12 protein-coding genes are annotated in these 17,228 nt (G+C 67.8%); 6 read left to right on the top strand and 6 right to left on the bottom strand.

Features of this window, described 5'->3' with window-relative positions; genetic code table 11:
* Positions 1-47: 47 nt before the first annotated feature.
* The 3 genes from IFSED24_RS19085 (at position 48) to IFSED24_RS19075 (ending at position 3,238) form a co-directional block, all read left to right on the top strand.
* Positions 48-482, top strand: coding sequence for a 23S rRNA (pseudouridine(1915)-N(3))-methyltransferase RlmH (locus IFSED24_RS19085; RefSeq protein ID WP_491333083.1), 435 nt, complete (start codon positions 48-50; stop codon positions 480-482).
* Positions 483-593: 111 nt separating this feature from the next.
* A complete protein-coding gene (locus IFSED24_RS19080; RefSeq protein ID WP_491333082.1) occupies positions 594-1,334 on the top strand; it encodes a PEGA domain-containing protein in 741 nt (246 codons plus the stop codon).
* A 23-nt stretch (positions 1,335-1,357) separates the two neighbouring features.
* Entirely contained in the window at positions 1,358-3,238 is a 1,881-nt protein-coding gene (locus tag IFSED24_RS19075) for a hypothetical protein (protein ID WP_491333081.1), read from the top strand.
* Between the two features lie 37 nt (positions 3,239-3,275).
* On the opposite strand, the gene IFSED24_RS19070 is transcribed toward IFSED24_RS19075, so the two are convergent.
* From IFSED24_RS19070 to IFSED24_RS19055, 4 genes are all read right to left on the bottom strand, one after another.
* Positions 3,276-4,124, bottom strand: a complete 849-nt coding sequence (locus tag IFSED24_RS19070; protein WP_491333080.1) for a hypothetical protein — start codon at positions 4,122-4,124, stop codon at positions 3,276-3,278.
* Between the two features lie 93 nt (positions 4,125-4,217).
* Positions 4,218-7,277, bottom strand: coding sequence for a S8 family serine peptidase (locus IFSED24_RS19065; RefSeq protein ID WP_491333079.1), 3,060 nt, complete (start codon positions 7,275-7,277; stop codon positions 4,218-4,220).
* A 170-nt stretch (positions 7,278-7,447) separates the two neighbouring features.
* Positions 7,448-7,870 (bottom strand): OsmC family protein, encoded by a 423-nt coding sequence (locus IFSED24_RS19060; protein WP_491333078.1) that lies wholly within the window; start codon positions 7,868-7,870, stop codon positions 7,448-7,450.
* Positions 7,871-7,886: 16 nt separating this feature from the next.
* Positions 7,887-8,759 (bottom strand): YihY/virulence factor BrkB family protein, encoded by an 873-nt coding sequence (locus tag IFSED24_RS19055; protein WP_491333077.1) that lies wholly within the window; start codon positions 8,757-8,759, stop codon positions 7,887-7,889.
* A gap of 118 nt (positions 8,760-8,877) precedes the next feature.
* Here IFSED24_RS19055 and IFSED24_RS19050 point away from each other — a divergent pair, with 118 nt between their 5' ends.
* Entirely contained in the window at positions 8,878-11,472 is a 2,595-nt protein-coding gene (locus IFSED24_RS19050) for a prolyl oligopeptidase family serine peptidase (protein WP_491333076.1), read from the top strand.
* A gap of 78 nt (positions 11,473-11,550) precedes the next feature.
* On the opposite strand, the gene IFSED24_RS19045 is transcribed toward IFSED24_RS19050, so the two are convergent.
* The gene (locus IFSED24_RS19045) at positions 11,551-11,775 is read right to left on the bottom strand and encodes a hypothetical protein (RefSeq protein WP_491333075.1); all 225 of its coding nucleotides are present in this window, start codon (positions 11,773-11,775) and stop codon (positions 11,551-11,553) included.
* A 203-nt stretch (positions 11,776-11,978) separates the two neighbouring features.
* On the opposite strand from IFSED24_RS19045, the gene IFSED24_RS19040 reads away from it, so the two are divergent.
* Together IFSED24_RS19040 and IFSED24_RS19035 are read left to right on the top strand one after the other, a co-directional pair.
* Complete coding sequence (locus IFSED24_RS19040) at positions 11,979-13,325, top strand: BamA/TamA family outer membrane protein (RefSeq protein ID WP_491333074.1); 1,347 nt, start codon at positions 11,979-11,981, stop codon at positions 13,323-13,325.
* An 87-nt stretch (positions 13,326-13,412) separates the two neighbouring features.
* On the top strand, positions 13,413-14,582 hold the full coding sequence (locus tag IFSED24_RS19035; RefSeq protein WP_491333073.1) for an adenylate kinase: 1,170 nt from the start codon (positions 13,413-13,415) through the stop codon (positions 14,580-14,582).
* Between the two features lie 322 nt (positions 14,583-14,904).
* On the opposite strand, the gene IFSED24_RS19030 is transcribed toward IFSED24_RS19035, so the two are convergent.
* The gene (locus IFSED24_RS19030) at positions 14,905-17,079 is read right to left on the bottom strand and encodes a FlgD immunoglobulin-like domain containing protein (protein WP_491333072.1); all 2,175 of its coding nucleotides are present in this window, start codon (positions 17,077-17,079) and stop codon (positions 14,905-14,907) included.
* Positions 17,080-17,228: the final 149 nt, after the last annotated feature.

The following is a 17,228-nucleotide window of genomic DNA, read 5'->3' as shown; positions in this document are numbered from 1 at the left end:
TTTACCGCACACGCGGCAGCGCTTACCCTCGACGAAGGAGGATCAGCATGATTCGCGTCATCGCCGTGGGCAAGCTCAAGGACCGCCGCCTGGCCGACCTCGCCGCCGACTACCAGCGCCGCATCCGTCCGCTGGCGTCGCTCGCGGTGCTGGAGCTGAAGGACCAGTCACCGGACAAGGAAGCCCGCCAGTTCACCGACAGCCTCGGTTCGCCCGACGGCAGCGAGCTGGTGATCGCCCTGGACGAACGGGGCGAGAGCCTGGATTCGCGCGAGCTGGCCGACCTCCTCGGCCGACACGGCAGCCTGGCCTTCCTCATCGGTGGCGCCGACGGCCTCACCGACGCGGTGCGCGCCCGGGCCGACCGCGTGGTGCGCCTGTCGCGGCTCACGTTCACCCACGAGATGGCGCGCATGATCCTGCTGGAACAAATCTACCGCGGGCTGAGTATCCTGCGGGGCATGCCGTACCATCGGGGCTGAGCGGCCCGCTTCGGCGCTTTCCCGACCGCTGGGATTGGCCTATACTTCCCGGGTCCTGCCGGCCCGCGCGGCCGGAGCGCCGCGTCCCTCGACCGACAGGTGCCACACGCGATGACCCCATCTTCACCGCCTCGCACGAACCGGGTCCTGCTCCTCTTGCTCGGCCTGCTCCTCGTGGCCGCGGTCGCCCCCGCGGCCACGCTCCAGCTCTCCGGCCCTCCGGGCGCCACGGTCCAGCTGAACGACCGCGCCCTGGGCCTGCTGCCGCTGGCCCGACCGCTGCAGCTCGCGCCCGGCGTGTACCGTCTCGAGTGCAAGGCGCGCGGCTACAAGGACCTCACCCAGGTGGTGATCCTCAGCGAGCCCGACACCTGGCTGCACGTGCGCCTGCGCCCGGTGCGGCTGAAGCGCAGCCACGCGGTCACCGGCAGCCTGGTCTACGCCGGCATGGGCCAGTGGTATAGCGGCGCCGACGTCCGCGGCTGGATCTACTTCCTGGGCGAAACCGGCGGGCTGCTCACCGCTCTGGGCGCCGAGCTGCAGCGTTCGAACGAGCGGGACAACTACCTCGACTACAAGGCGCGCTACGACCAGGCGGTCGACCCCGAGGACCTCGCCGGCTGGCGCGCCAAGTCTGAGAAGTCGTACCAGGACATGGAGGACTGGGAAGACCTGCGCAACACCGGGCTCTACGTGGCCCTGGGTTCGTACGCGCTCAGCCTGCTCGACGCCTGGCTGCTGTTCCCCAGCGTCGACGTGGGCCCCGGCACCGTGCCCCCGCACACCACGCTGGGCGAAGCCCCCGCGTTCCCGTCCGCCGGCATGCACGCCGCCATCACCCTGGGCTTCTGACCATGACCGGGAGAGAGACCGCCATGACGCCGAACCGACTCCTCCGCTGGCTGCCCCTGCTGGTGATGCTGGCGCTGCTCGCCGCCGCCCTGCTGCCCGGCTGCGCCTCCAAGCCCGACGAGCCCCAGTTCGACAACCCGTTCGACCCGGAGAATCCGGACAGTGCCGATCCGCTGGGCCTGCAGGCCAACTATATCCACGGTACGGGCGAGGTCTTCCTCAACTGGGATAACCGCGTCGACCTCGGGATCACAAGTTATCAGCTCTTCCACAGCACCGATGCCGACCTCATCCACACCGTGCCGGCCTTCGCCGACACCAACGCCAAGACCGATGGCTCGGGCATGGCCTATGCCTTCAAGACCCCGGTGCCCAGCGCCACCAATTATTTCATGGTGAAGGCCCTCCGCGTGCTCGACGACGGCACCGTCGAGGAGCCCGCCACCTCGCAGATCGTGCCCGCCGCGGCCGCCGTGCCCGCCATCATGGCCAACGCCACGGGCAACTACAACGTCCCCACCCGATTCCAGCAGATGACCCTGGCCGCCTCGTGGGGCGACTCGGCGGAGATCCAGCTCGTCTACGATCCCACCATCAGCTGGCTGGCGCCGCTGGACGGCGACGGGGTGGCGCAGTTCGACCTCATCGACCTGCAGCCCGCCGCCGACAACACCAAGCTCAAGGTCTTCGGCCGGGCGTTCCTGAACACGGGCAGCAGCCGGTTCTACACCGACGGTGACACCGTCGCCTACACGGTCGATTTCGGACCCATCATCAAGCTTCCCGGCAATGCTTCCACCACCGGCACACGCATCGTCGACGTGCAGGTGACCCAGCACTGGCAAGGCATCGATTCCATGCGCATCGCCAACAGCCGGGCCGGGCTGGCCACGGCCGCATGGGTGCCCGGCGACACCATGTTCTTCGACCACGAACTGCCCGACCAGATCTCCCTCATGACCATGTTCGCCGAGTTCGCCGGCGATTTCGGCTTCGCCACGGTCGACACGCAGAACATCAGCCCCGACACCCTCGAGAACGCCGATTTCACCCTGCCCGACGGCTACAGCACCAACGACCCCCTCGTGTTGATCCGCCACTCCGCCAAGGCCACCCACATGAAGGTCGCGCTGAGCGACGACTTCGCCGACGCCGAGTGGATTCCCTACGAACGCGAGATGTACCTGGAGATCGAGGGCGAGCCTGGGATCTACCTGATCCAGGCGCAGTACCGCAACGACTGGACCGAATCGCCGCTCCGCGCGCACCTGCTGGTCTACGGCGGCGGCGACATCCAGATCAACTTCACCAATCCCAGCAACGACGGCGTGGTCGAGGGCGGGAGCGTCTTCGACGTGTCCGGCTTCACGAGCCAGGGCCTCCCCGACGAACCGGTGACCGAGGTCTACTTCGAGGCGTTCGGCGAATGGACGCTGGTGGAGGGCACCGAGTTCTGGGAATACCCCTGGGACGTGCCCCGGGTGACCGAAGACACCAGCCTGTTCGTGCGGGCCCGCGCCTTTGCCGAGCGGACGCAGGGCAACAACACCGTGGTGGTCGACAGCGCCACCGCCATCATCAACGTGACCATCAGCAACCTGGCCGTGGAGATCACCAAGCCCGCCCTGGGCGACACGCTCTTCCTGGGCAGCCGGGTCTCGGTCAGGGGAACCGCCCAGCCCTATCTCCTCGGCGCGCCGCTGGATTCGCTGAAGATCCTCACCGGCACCGGCGAGGTGCTCCACCCCGCCTTGCCCGCCGACCGCGCCTGGACCATCACCTGGAACACCCCCAGCGAGTACGCGAACACCTCCCCCACCATGACCGCCTGGGTCTATGCCGGTGGCGACAGCACCTCGCACCAGGTCCTGTACCGGTTGCTGGTGAATCCAGAAGAGGAATGAGCGGCGCACGGGCCGGCGTGGGCCGGTCCGTCTCCCGTCAGCGGTTCTGCGGAAATCGTGTGACCACCACACCTGCATAGCGCTCGACCCGCGTGAGGTACTCAAGCAGCGGCACCCGGACGATGCCGGCCTCGGCGTACCAGGGCGCAAGCGGTCGGCTGGCGGCATGAACCAGCCAGGGCTGACCATCATCCATGATCACCACCCCCACGTGGCCGATCACCAGACCATGGTCCCGGCGCAGGGCGGATGCTCGCGGCTCCACGGCATCGAGGACCAGCCAGACCAGGTCCCCCTCCTGCAGCTGGCCGCTTGCCAGCGCCGCCTCGGGAACGTAACGAAAGCTGCGTGGCTCGAGCCGGGCGCTGCCCAGGGTGTCGAACACCGCACCGCTGAAGGTGCCGGTGATGTCTTGACCCCAGTGTCCGCTGCGGATCATGTCCAGCGAGTAGTCCAGATGCTCGGGCCGCTCGTAATCGACCGTGCCATCGGCGGCGACCACGCTCTCGGGCGGCGCCCCGGCGAAGCGCACGGCCACTGCCAGCGCCACGGCGTGCCGAGCATCGCGGGCACGGGCCAGTTCGGTGGTGCGGTAGAGCAAGCTGATGCAGTCCTGCCGGGGCCCGGGCACCAGCAGACCGCGCGTCACGTAGCCGCCTTCGGCCAGGCCGAAGCAATACTCCGCCTGGCCCCAGGCCAGGTACCGCCGCGCCCACAGTCCGACCCGCTGGGCGGTGGGCCGCGCCTGTTCGTCGGCGAGCAGGCTGTCGAGCGCCGCCTCGCTGGCCACGCTGGGCACGGTGAGGTTGAGCGCCACCGCCCGCTCGATTGCGTCGGAGGGGGCGCCGGCGGCGAGCAACGAGGCCAGCAGCAACGATCCGACCATGCCTCCTCCTGGTGCCTCGATGCGAAAGGGCCCCGGCCAGAGACGGCCGGGGCCAAGGTGTCGGGTTGCCTCTACGCGACTAGCCGCTCCATATCACTTCACCAGCATCATCTTCCTCGTCAAGGTCCGGGTCTCGGTGACCAGCTTGTAGAGGTAGATGCCGCTGGCGGCCTGGTTGCCCGCATCGTCGCGCCCGTCCCAGAGCACGGTGTGCTGGCCGGCGGCGAGCGCCTCGCTCACCAGCGTGCGCACCCGGCGGCCGGCCACGTCGAAGACCGCCAGCTCCACCGGCCCACCCGCGGGCAGCGCGAAGGCGATGGCGGTGCTCGGGTTGAACGGGTTGGGGTGGTTCTGGCCGAGCATCAAGGTGGGCGCAGGCAGCTCGTCCGCGGGATGCTCCACGACCGAGACCGGCCCGCCGCCGCCACCGGCGGCCACCACGTTGGCCAGGAAATCCTCGACGTCTTCGCCGTAGGTCATGATGAAGGTCGCCCTCGCCACCTCGCCCGGCTCGAGCGAGAAGGGGCCCGCGGCGCAGAGCGCCGACAGGTCGGTGGGCTCGGTGGCCTCGGCCTGGTTGATCTGACCGCTCAGCAGCCGGAACTTGTCGCTGTCGGTGACGTGGCTGAGCGGATACACGTAGGCGAGGTTGTCCACCAGCGTGATGTTGGCGGCCGGCGTGTCGCCCGCCACCGCCATGCCGAAGACCGGACCGTCGGGCATGCCGATCCAGACCGAACGCGTGCCCATGTCCACCGCCCCGACGTTGCTCATCAGGTCGACCACGTCCCAGTCGACGAAGAGCCCGGCGTAGTAGTGCGCGTGGGGCTGGTTGCCACGGTTGCGGATCACGTACTCCAGGACCACCGCGTCCTCGCGGTCGGTGGTGGCGTAGGCGTGGCTGACCAGGGTGACCTCGATGTCGTGGGGACTGGCATGGCCGCTGTCGGTGAACGCCATGGCGAAGATCTGCTCGGGACCGCCGTCCTGGAGGATCGCGACGTTGCCCACGGGATCGCGGCGCGGCTCCCATTCGGCGGGGTCGGCGCCGCTGGCCGTGAGGTCGTTGTTGCAGACGTAGGTCGCGCTGTCACCGCCCCAGAGCGAACTGACGAAGAGCGAGCTGGGGCCGCCGATGAGCCCCATGCCGTCACCGTTGAGCTGGGCGTCGGTGAGGTAGCCGAGGCTGCCGCGCGCGGTCACGGTCAGGAAGACCTGGCCCGCATCGTGGGTGCGGAACTCGGGCAGTCCGACGTAGCCCTTGAGGTCGAAGGTCCGCTCGAAGCCCTCTTCGGTGCTGAGGGTGAGGTTCATGACGAAGGTGAAGCCCTGGGGCGCCACCGGCGAAATGGCCAGGCGGAACGGGTCGGTGTCGTTGCCGCGGGTCTCGCCCGGCGCCAGGTCCGGGAACTGGGCGTTCTCGACCAGCACGCTCACGTGGGGGTTGTTCTCCACGACGAGCCGGCCCGTGACGCCCTCGGCCAGCACGATGCCCACGTTGGTCACGTCGAAGGCCAGCGGCATGAGCTCGCCCGGATCGACCACGCCGTTGCCCGCGGGATCGGGACGATAGACCACCTTGTCCAGGTTCGGCAGGTAGTCCGTGGGCACCGACGTCACCGCGGCGTAGGCATCGACCAGCCCCGCCCCGAAGACCACGTCCTTGCCGGCGTTGCCGAGGTCGCGGGCCGAGAGCTGGATGAGGCTGTCGATCCCCACCGGCGAGAGCGTGGGGTTCTTCTGGAGCATGAGCGCCGCCACGCCCGCCAGGTGCGGGCAGGCCATGGAGGTGCCCGACCAGGTCTCGCCGCTGTAGAGGCTCGGCGGCAGGGTCGAACGGATGCCAACGGCCGGCGCCACGACATCGGGCTTGAGCAGGCCGGGGCCGGGCACGTACGGCCAGTCGAACCAGGGATCGATCTGGCCCCAGGTCACCGGACCGCGGCTGCCCTCGGCGTAGGGATCGTCGTTCTGGTAGCCGGTGCCGCCCACGGTGACCACGCCGCCGGTGCTGCTGTGGGGAACGGTGAGCGCATTCCAGGGCGAAGGGATCCGCGCGGTCATGCCGGGTTCGATGGGCGGGTCGTACTCGTTGGCGTAGTTGCCCGCCGAGTTGAAGAGGATCGTGCCCGTGGCACGGATGGCCTCGGCGTTGAAGCGGTCGTTGCGCAGGAAGGCCGAGGGGATCTCGCCCTTGATGCCCAGCGACATGGTGATGACGCGGGCGCCGTTCTCCACGCAGTACTGCTGCGCCGCCCAGATCCGGCCCAGCGTGCTGGTGCCGGCGCTGGTGAAGACCTTGGCCGGCAGCAGGCGCGCGCCGGGGGCCACGCCGGTCTGGATGCCGCCCGAACCGTCGCCCACGGCGGTGCCGGCGGTGTGCGTGCCGTGTCCGGAGTTGGCGCCGTCATCGGCAGGATCGTTGTCGTCGTCGCCGAAGTCCCAGCCGTAGACGTCGTCGATGAACCCGTTCTCGTCGTCATCCACGCCGTTGCCGGCGACCTCGCCAGGGTTGACCCAGATGCGGTTGCGCAGGTCGGGATGCTCGGAGGCGACCCCGGTGTCGAGATGACCGATGAGGATGCCCTCGCCGGTGAAGCCCAGCTCGTTCCAGACCCGATCGGCCTGGATGTACTGCACGTTCCAGACCGTGTCGCTGCGGGCGGACTTCATGCCCTCGGCGGCGCCGCGCGCGGCCAGGCCCGTGAGCATCTCGTAATCCTTGTCGTGGAACAGGATCGCCTGATCGGCGGACTTGTCCTCCTGGCCGGCCACCGCGAGGATGAGTTCGGTATCGCCGCCGAAGGCGATGGCGTTGCCGAAGTAGAGCATGTCGGCGTAGACCAGCGTGCCCGGATGGTCGGGATCGTCCAGGATCTCCCAGGCCTCGGACTGCGCCTTGCGGATCTGTCGCTTGATCGCGGCGATCGCCGATTTCCGCCGCTTCTTCGGGGTGGCGCGTTCGAGAATCATCTCGAGGTCGTCGATGTCGGGCTGGTCGGGGAAGACCATCAACACGGGGATGACTTCGTAGCGACTCTTCTCGTCGAGCAGCCGCTTGAGTTCGGGATCGATCTGGGCCGCCGAGGCCGACAGTGCCCAGCTTGCCAGTATCAGGCAAAGAGCGGCGGCGATCCTGGAACGACGACCCATGAAAACTCCTTACAGCCAAACCACGCCCGGACGGCGACAGCGACGGCGCCATCGTTCCCGGGTCGCAGCGCGGTCCCGAAAAGGACAATCGTTCCTTAATGATACCAAAACGGGAGGACTGATACAAGGAATGCTGGATTATTGTCGGATCCTGATGATTTGCCGTTTCGTTAGACCTGCTCGTCGAGGACTTCCCCGGAATAGGTGAGCTGGGCCGTGCTCCGGAGCATGGCCGCCACCGAGCAGAAGTCCTCCACGCTCAGCTTCAGGGCGCGTTCCAGCTTCCTGGGCGCGATCTCGCCCCGCGCGACCACGTGCAGATGGATGGCGGTATAGACCTTGGGATGGCTGTCGGCGCGCTCGCCGGTGACGGTGATCTCCAGGGCCGTGAACGGCTGTCGCATCTTGTTCAGGATCAGCGCCAGATCCACCCCCGTACAGCCCGCCAACGCGTGCAGCACGAGTTCCATGGGCGTGGGCGCCGAGTTCTGGCCGCCCACGGTCTCGGGCGCATCGGTGACCAGGGCATGCCCGGTCTCGGATGTATGGAGATAGCGGACCCCGTCGGTCCAGACGGCCTTGCAGGTGGGCATGTCGACACTCCCGGTCTCAGCGCAGGGGTCGGAAGAGCGGGTGTCCGTCCTCGCCCTCCATGCGCTTCATGAGCGCGTTGATCTCGGCGCCGAGCAGGAAGATGAAACCGGTCAGCCAGAAGTAGACCAGCAGGATCACCACCGCTGCCAGCGAGCCGTAGGTCGCGTTGTAGTTGCCGAAGTTGCGGACGAAGAGCCGGAACGCCGAGGCGGCCACCAGCCAGAGCACCGAGGCGGCCACGGTCCCGGGCAGGATGTGCACGAAGCGCTGGCGGGCTTCCGGAGCGTAGAAATAGAGGACCGCCAGCGCGATGAAGGCGAGCATGCCCGCCAGGGGCAGGCGGATGGAGGTCCAGAAGGTGTTGCTCTCGTCGGCAAGATGCAGGAACTCGAAGACCCGCTGCGTGACCTGGGGGCCGAAGAGCAGGATCAGCATGGCCATCAGCAGGATCGCCGAGAGCACCAGCACCAGGGTGAGCGCCAGGAGCTTCTGGATGACCATGTTGCGGCGCGGGCGCAAATTGTAGGCGCGGTTGATGGTGGTGATCAGCGCGCCCACGGCCATGCTCGAGCCCCACAGCGCCACGAAGAACGACACGAACGTGGTCTCGCTGCTGCGCGAGGGCAGTCCCCGCAGGACGATGTCGGTGATGAAGTTGGCCGCGTCGATGGGCATCTGCTCGCGGAGCGTGTCCAGCAGCACCGGCTCGAGCGACGCGCCGATCTCGAACTGGCCCATGACCGACAGCACGAAGATCAGGAACGGGATCAACGACAGCATCATGTAGTAGGCGATCTGGGCCGCCATGCCCATGCAGTCGTCATAGGCGATCTCTCGCCGCAGCCGTTCCAGGAAGATCAGCGCGCGTTTCCAGGTTCGTTTCGACATGACGCCATAGAATGCTCTGCGGCGACGGCAAAGGCAACCCCGCTTTGAACCGCGGCGTATGGCGTGCCATTATGGAGGGCGACCTCGCCTCCATGCGCACCTCAGCCCGGGAGCCGTCATGAGCCACCGCCTGCCCGCCCTGCTCCTCGCCGTCCTGCTGCTGGCCGCCGCCGCGCCGGCCCAGGACGACGCCGCCTCCACCGAGACCGTGACCGTCGCCGTGGACCAAGCCCTGCGCCTGGGCCCGGTGCCGCTGCCGCTGCCCGCATTCCATGATGCCGCCCGCCGAGGAGTCGACCTGGACGGGCTTTTGAAGAGCCCGAGCCTCGACCTCGCCGGACAGCGTCCCCGCTCCGGCCGGACGGTCCCGCTGCCCGGCGGCAGCGAATTGACCTGGCGGGAGATGGCGGCCCCGTTCGCCGGCGACACCCAGGCGGACGTGACCAGCGAGGTCTGGTTCGCCTTCTACCTGCGCAGCGACCGCTGGCAGGAGGCGTCGCTCCTGGTCGACGTCCCCGAAGAGGTCCGGCTGCAGGCCTGGCTCGATGGAGGGACGGTGGAACTCGCCGAGGTCTTCGCCGATGGCGGCGCCAAGGAGCGCAAGGGGACCCTGGCACTGGAGATCGGCACCCGGCTGGTGGCGCTCCACGCTGTGGTGGCCGCCGAAGTCGCGGACGGCTGGACCCTGACGCCGCGCCTCGAGCTGGCCGACGGGGTGCCCGCCGAGTCCTTGACGGTCACCACCGACAGCCGCCGCGCCGCCGACATCCACCTGATCCTCGACGCGCCCCGGGTCGGCAGCGCGCGCATCTCCCCCGACGGCGAGCTGGTGGCGCTCACTCTCTCCGCCTACGCCCCGGACGGGCAGCGCCAGAGCTGGCTCGAGATCCGCCGCGTGAAGGACGGCTCGCTGGTGACCACCTGGCGCGGCAGCGACGCCGGCAACCTGGCCTGGGCCCCCGACGGTCGGCGGCTGAGCTTCACCTTGCGCCACGAGAAGAAGACCGACCTCTTCCTCTTCGATGTCTCGACCGGCGCCGTCGAGCCGCTCCTGCGCGGCGTGGCGGACATGGGCCGCTACCGCTGGGCGCCCGACGGCACGTTCGTGGTCTACGCGGTGAACGTGGAGGCCGAGCCGGACGAGCGCAAGGTCAAGCGGGTCGCGAACCCGGCCGACCGCCAGGGCTGGTGGCGCGACCGCAGCTACCTGATGCTCGCCGCGGTCCCCGGCGGACTGACCCGGCGCCTCACCGCCGGCCCCCTCAGCCCCGGTAGCTGGTCCATCAGCCCCGACAGCCGGAAGCTCCTCTTCTTCCTCGAGGACCAGGACCTGGCCGCCGGCCGCCCCTTCTTCTCCAGCGAACTGTGGGAGCTGGACCTGGCCACGCTGCAGGCCGAGAAGATCCTCGCCGACCGCTGGATCGGCGGCGCCGAGTACGGCTCCGACACCGGCACGCTCCTGCTCCAGGGCTCGCCCTCGGCGTTCGACGGCCTGGGCCGGAACCTCCCCGCCGGCGTCCAGGCCAACGACTACGGCGGCCAGCTCTACCTCTACGACCGCCAGCACGGCGTCGCCAAGCCCCTGACCAGGGACCTGGTCCCCGACGTGGGCGGTTTCTGGTGGTCGCGCGACGACGAGCGCATCTATGCGCTCTGCACCGACACCCAGTTCCGCACCGTCTGGCACTGCGACCCCGGGAAACTCGACTGGCAGCGGCTCGACACGGGGATCGAGTACACCGATCAGTTCGACCTCGCCCGCGAGGGCCGCGTGGCCGTGAGCCGCGGCAGCGGCGCCGCCACGCCGAACCAGGTCCACGCCGTGGACCTGAAGAAGGGCCGGCCGCGGCTGCTGCTCGACCCCGGCCGCGACGACTACGCCGACGTGGCCTTCGGCGCGGTCGAGTTCTGGCAGGCGCCGCTGCCCGACGGCGAGCTGCTCGACGGCCGGATCTACTGGCCTGTCGATTACGACCCCGACCAGCAGTACCCGGTGATCGTCTACTACTACGGCGGCACCTCGCCGGTGACGGTGGACTTCGGCGGCCGCTACCCCAAGAACGTGTGGTCGGGCCAGGGCTACATCGTGTACGTACCCCAGCCCAGCGGCGCCACCGGCTACGGCCAGGAATTCGCCGCCCGCCACGTCAACGACTGGGGCAAGCGCACCGCCTGGGAGGTGATCGAATCCACCAAGGCGTTCCTGGCCGCACACCCGTCGGGCGACCCCGCGCGCGTGGGCTGCATCGGCGCCTCGTACGGCGGCTTCCTCACGGAGTACGTCATCACGCAGACCGACCTCTTCGCCGCCGCCGTGAGCCACGCGGGCATCTCGTCGATCGCGAGCTACTGGGGCGAGGGTCTCTGGGGCTACGTCTACGGCGCGCGGGCGCTGGCCAACGCCTTCCCCTGGCAGGACCGCGACCTCTACATCGAGCAGAGCGCGCTCTTCCACGCCGACAAGATCACCACCCCGCTTCTGCTGGTCCACGGCGACAGCGACACCAACGTGCCCGTGGGCGAGAGCGACCAGCTGTTCACCGCGCTCAAGGTCCTCGGCCGCGAGGTGGAGTACGTGCAGATCCAGGGGCAGGACCATCACATCCTGGACCACGACCAGCGGATCGTCTGGAACGACACGATCCTGGCGTTCTTCGCCAAGTTCTTGAAGGACCGGCCAGGCTGGTGGGAAGCGCTCTATCCGGAAGAGTAGCCGCAGGCGACCGGACACTGACGGCCCGCCCCTCGCTGGAGCGGGCCGTTCTGCTGCCGCTCGGCTCCGCGGGCACCGTCAGATGGGCGGGTTGCCGCCACCGCCGCCGCCGGACTGGTTGGGCACGTTGCCCTCGCCGCCACAGACCGCGCAGGCGGGTTCCAGGTGTGCGTAAGACCCATCCAGGTTGCACGCGGGACAGAGATAGGCCACCCCGTCGCCGCCGCAGGTCGGGCAGGCGGGGTCGGGTTCGGCGCCCGGCCCCTGCAGGCAGGCCGGGCAGGGGATCGACAGATCGGCCATCGCCACTCCCTCCGGTTGGCGCCGCCGGCCGGCGCCGGTGATGGGCACTCCGGACAGTGAGACAGCCGCCGTGGCACGAAAATCACAGGCGCACCTGCACGGCCAGCGAGTACCGGCGGCCGATGCCCGCTAGCCAACCGGTTCGGATCTGGCGTAGACTGTCCCCATCGACATGGTCCCGGTGCCCACACGAGGGAGCCCCGATGTCCGGATCGCTGCTGCGCCTCTGCGTCCTGGTTTCCATCCTGCACGGCGTCCTTGGCAGTGTCAGTGGAGCCTCGCTCATCCAGGTCGAGGAGATCGAACGCGTCTTCGCCGACGAGAGCGCCTACGGCCAGGTCGTGCGCACGATCCGCCTCGAGGGCAACGGCTACACCCGCAACAGCATCATCTACCGCGCCCTGGCCACTAAGGTCGGCGCCACCTACACGCAGACTCTGGCCCAGAAGGACCTGCTCTCACTGCTGCGCCTCGGCAGCTTCACCAGCGTCCACTTCGATGCCGAACCGCTGGACGACGGCATCCTGCTCGTGGTAACCGTCGCCGAGGCGACCCCCTACATCCCCAGCCTCAGCTTCGCGCTGACCCAGGAGAACGGGATCGAGATCGGGCCCGCGGTCTCCTCGAGCAATCTGTTCGGCTACGCCGCCCGGGCCTCGGTCTACGCGCGCTTCGGCGGCGCCACCAACATCGGCCTGCGCTACGCCGATCCCCAGCTACGCGGCCAGTACTGGGACCTGGGCTGGCGCTTCGAGTACTTCCACCGCGAACGCAGCAACGAGATCCTCGACTTCAAGGAAGGCACCGACGAGGTCTTCGTCGAGTTCAAGCGCAACATGACCGACGACTTCCGGCTCGGCCCCCGCTTCCGCTACATGACCCTGCGCAGCGATCAGGACGGGATCACGCTCGCCACCGACAACCGCGACAATGTGCCCTCGCTGGGCGTGTTCATCGAGTACGACACGCGCAACGGCGTCTACCCCACCAGCGGCTGGTACCTGGACTGCGAGGGGGCCAGGTACGGGATGTTCGGCACCGACACCGATTTCTGGCGCTGGGACGTCGACATCCGTCGCTACGTCCCGCTCTCGTTCCTGGGCGACCAGCACTCGCTGGCGCTCTATTCCTACCTGACCATCGCCGACGGGACGGTCGGCGAGACCCTGCCGGTGCACCAGCTCTTCTACATCGGCGGCACCAACTCGGTCCGCGGCTGGTCGCTGAACTCGCGCAGCGGCCAGCGACAGTGGCTCGGCACCGCCGAGTACTGGTTCCGGCTCATGGAACAGCGGCGCTGGAAGATCTGGTTCCTCAAGCTGCGGCTGGGCTTCTCGCTCGGAGCCTTCGCCGACCTGGGGTCGGCCTGGAACGGTTCGGAGGATTTTTCCAGCAACATGATCGGCGGCGGCGGCGTGGGCTTCCGGATCACCATGCCGGTGATCACGGTGATCCGCTTCGACGTGGCCGCGGGCGAGGACGGGCTGGGCGTACGGATGTTCATCGGCGGCAACGAGAAGGCCGTGGCCCAGAAGTACCGCGTGCGTTGAGCTCCGCTCCGGACGGTAATGACTGGCAAGGTTCGACGCCGGAACGTATTCTACCCGGATGCAACCCCATCCCCACGAGGTCTGTCGATGCTGAACATCGCGCTGTTCGGAGCCCCCGGAGCCGGCAAGGGCACCCAGTCCAAGCTCCTGATGGAGAAGCACAACCTGGTCTACATCGCCACCGGCGACATCCTCCGCAAGGAGATCGACGAGGGCACCGAGCTGGGCCGCGAGGCCCAGGCGATCATCGACAAGGGCGGGCTCGTCTCCGACGAGATGATCGTCCAGATCATCGAGAAGACCATCGACAGCCACCCTGACGCCGCCGGCTTCCTCTTCGACGGCTTCCCGCGCACCCTGGTCCAGGCCTACATCCTCGAGGGTCTGCTCCTGAAGATGCACACCTCGCTGACCTGTCTGCTCAGCCTCGAGGTGTCCCACGAGGAGGTCACCAAGCGCCTGCTCGAACGCGCCAAGACCTCGGGCCGCGCCGACGACACCGAGGACGTGATCAAGTTCCGGCTCCAGGAATACGAGAACAAGACCGCGCCGGTGGCCGAGTTCTACAAGGAGAAGGGCATCTACGTGCCGATCCAGGGCCACGGCCCCATCGAGAAGATCAATCAGAAGCTGGAAGAGGCCATCGCGGTGGAGCTGCGCAAGGTGCTCTTCAACGTGGTTTTGCTGGGCTATCCCGGCGCCGGCTGCGGCACCCAGGCCCGGCTGCTGGCCAAGAAGTACAACCTGGTCTACGTGTCGACCCGCGAGCTGATCCGCACCGAGATCGAGAAGAACACGCTGACCGGCCAGGCCGTCAAACCGATCTTCGACCGCGGCGGCCTGGTGCCCGACGAGATCGTCATCCAGCTCATCGAGCGGAAGATGGCCAAGCACCCCGAGGCCAACGGCTTCATCTTCAAGGGCTTCCCCCGCACCATCGTGCAGGGCTACATCCTCGACGGCATGCTGCGGAAGATCGAATCCTCGGTCTCCTGCATCGTGGACATCCAGCTCTCCACCCTGGACCTGATCAAGCGCCTCGACGCCCGCGGCAAGACCGACCGGCGCATGAGCTACGACCTGGAGACCGCCACCATCGTCAAGCGCCTCGAGGAGCACGAACAGAAGTGCCTGCCGCTGGTGGGCTACTATCAGCGCACCGCCGAGGTCACCGCCATCGACGGCACGGGCTCGCCCGAACAGGTGTTCGCGCGGATCGAGGGGCCGGTGGAGCGGGCGTGGCGCAAGGCGCGGTGAGTCGGCCGGCGGCGAACCGACCATTGCGACCGGCAGGCCCAGGTTTGCGACCGGGGCGTTAGCGCGCCTCGGTCCGTCCGGGCTATCATTCCTGCGGCCACCGACGACCGCCGGCCGGCACCGATTCGTCTGGGACGGTCGCGACGAGCAGGGCAGCGGGGTCGGCAGCGGGGTCTATCTGGCGCACAGCGTGGATGGACAGGGACGCGCGCAGAGCCGGCTGATGGTTCTCATCAAGTAATCCATATCCTGGCAGAGCATTGCCCGGTCGTCCAGCCTATGCGGGCGCGACGACCGGGCTTCTGAACGCTGGAGTGACGGCCTACCTCAGGAGCATCACCTTCCTGGACTCGACAGCCCGTCCCGTCTGCAGGCGAACGATGTAGGTCCCAGAGGGCAGTTCGCGCCCGGCGGCATCCGTCCCCTGCCAGGCGACGGCGTGATCACCCTCGCCGTATGGACCGCTCGCGAGAACATCGACCCGATGTCCCTTCAGGTCATAGACGGCCAATGTGACCTCCTGCGGCTGCTGCACCGAGAACGTGACCGTCACCCGCGGGTTGAACGGATTGGGCCACACACTCAGCGCCCGCACTGATTCGGGTACGGGGTGACCGAGGTCCTCGACCGCTACGGTCTCGCCGCACTGCACCAAGCTGACCTGAAGGCCATCGCTGCCGGTGGCCACGCAGACCAGTTCTCCATCGATCGCCAGTCCCTTGGCGTTATTGGTCGTCGCGATGGCGCCGACCAGGACGGGGGCCGCGGGGTCCAGGACGTCGATGACGTGGACGGTCTGGGCGCCATCGGCGACATAGATCCAGTGATCGGCGAAGGCGACGCCCACGGCGCTCGTCGGGGTGACCAGCGATCCGACGAGGGCTGGCGATGACGGGTCGGTGATGTCGATCACCTCCAGGCCGCCGGCGCCAGCCGCCACGTAGGCAAGATCCCCGGCGATGGCGATGCCGCTGGCGGGACCCGAGGTGAGGAGGCTGCCCACGACGGTCGGGACCGTGGGATCAGCCAGGTCGACGATCTGGAGGCCACCATCGCCATCGGCGACGTAGGCGTGATCACCGGCGGCCGCGACACCCTTCGCCGTACCCGGAGTTTCGACCGCGCCCACGATGGCCGGTGCCGAGGGATCGGTGACGTCGACGACCTGGAGACCGCCGGCCTGGTCCGCGACACAGGCGAGAGCCCCCACCAGATCCACACCGACCGCGGCACCGGGCGTATCGGCCGCACCCACGATGACCGGACTGTCGGGCATGGTCACGTCCACGATCTGCAAGCCACTGGCGCCGTCGGCCACGTAGGCGAAATCACCTGCCACGGCGACCCCCAGGGCGAAGTTCGGGGTGTCCGCGGTGCCGACAACCTCCGGAAGCGCCGGATCCGAGAGGTCGACGACCTGGAGGCCGGCCGTGAAGCCGGCGACGTAGGCATAGCCCTCCGCGGCCGCCACGCCGGAGGCGTTGCCGGCCGTATCCACCGAACCGACGAAGGCCGGTAGCCCTTCAGTCCCCAAGGCCAGGATCACGAAGCTCGCGCCGGTGATGTAAGCAATGGATTCGTTAACCACCATCCCGTAGCTCTGAGTAACAGGCAGCGTGCCATTGATGAAGGGATTGACCGGATCGGAGATGTCGACGACCGTGAAGGCACCTCCTTCCTGCGTGAGATAGGCGAGTTCTCCGGAGACATGGATATGCCACGACTCCCCGGTGGCGAGTTCACTCACCAGAGCGGGCGCCGTGGGGTCGGCGATATCGACCACCGCGAATCCCCCGCTCCCACTGGCCACGTACGCCAGATCTCCGACGACATCGAAATATCCCGTGCCCAAAGGCATGGCAAGCGAGCCGATGATATGAGCGGACAAGGGGTCGGAGATGTCCACGATCTGGAGACTGGTGTAATCACCCAGCAACAGGAGGTCGCCGAAGATGTTGAGCCCGGCGGCCAGGTTCGGGGTGGGCACCGTGAGCATGCGGACCGGGTCGGCGGGGTCGGAGATGTCGACGACCTGCAGGCCGGCCAGCCGGTCGGCAAGATAGGCGTAGTTGCCTGCGACCTTGACGTCGAGAGTATAGTCTAGCGGCGCCAGCGAGCCGATCACCATCGGCGCCGTTGGATCAGAGATATCGTAGATCTGCAGCCCGCCATCATGAGCCGCCACGAAGGCGTGGTCCCCAACGACCCCAATACTCCAGGGAAAGCTGCCGGCGATGGCGGTGCTGGCAATCTGGACAGGCGCAGATGGATCGGCGATATCCAGGACACGGAGAGACATATCATCATGAATGACAAAGGCGTAGCTACCCTCGATGTCGACATCCACGGTGAATCCCTCGGTGTTCAGTCCACCGATCAGGTGTGCATACTGTTCATAGTAGAGACAGTCCTGGCCGACGCAGACGGACGCGGCCACCGCGAACACCGTGAGAACGAGAATGGTGGATGGAAATCTGGGCATCATAGCGCATTTCATGTCCTTCCCCTTCGCTCTTGTTAATTCCTACATATCGGGAAACCGGGCATCCTGACGGCGGTATCGATCCTCCTTATAGTCCCCCGGGTTGATAACAAGACATTCTGCGTGCCTGTTTGCACCTCCTCCGGATTGGTCACCTGGGAGGG

This window comes from Candidatus Latescibacter sp. IFSED24 (genome assembly GCF_058273205.1).
Note: the sequence above shows the minus strand (reverse complement) of the source record. Positions and strands in the feature narration are given on the sequence as shown.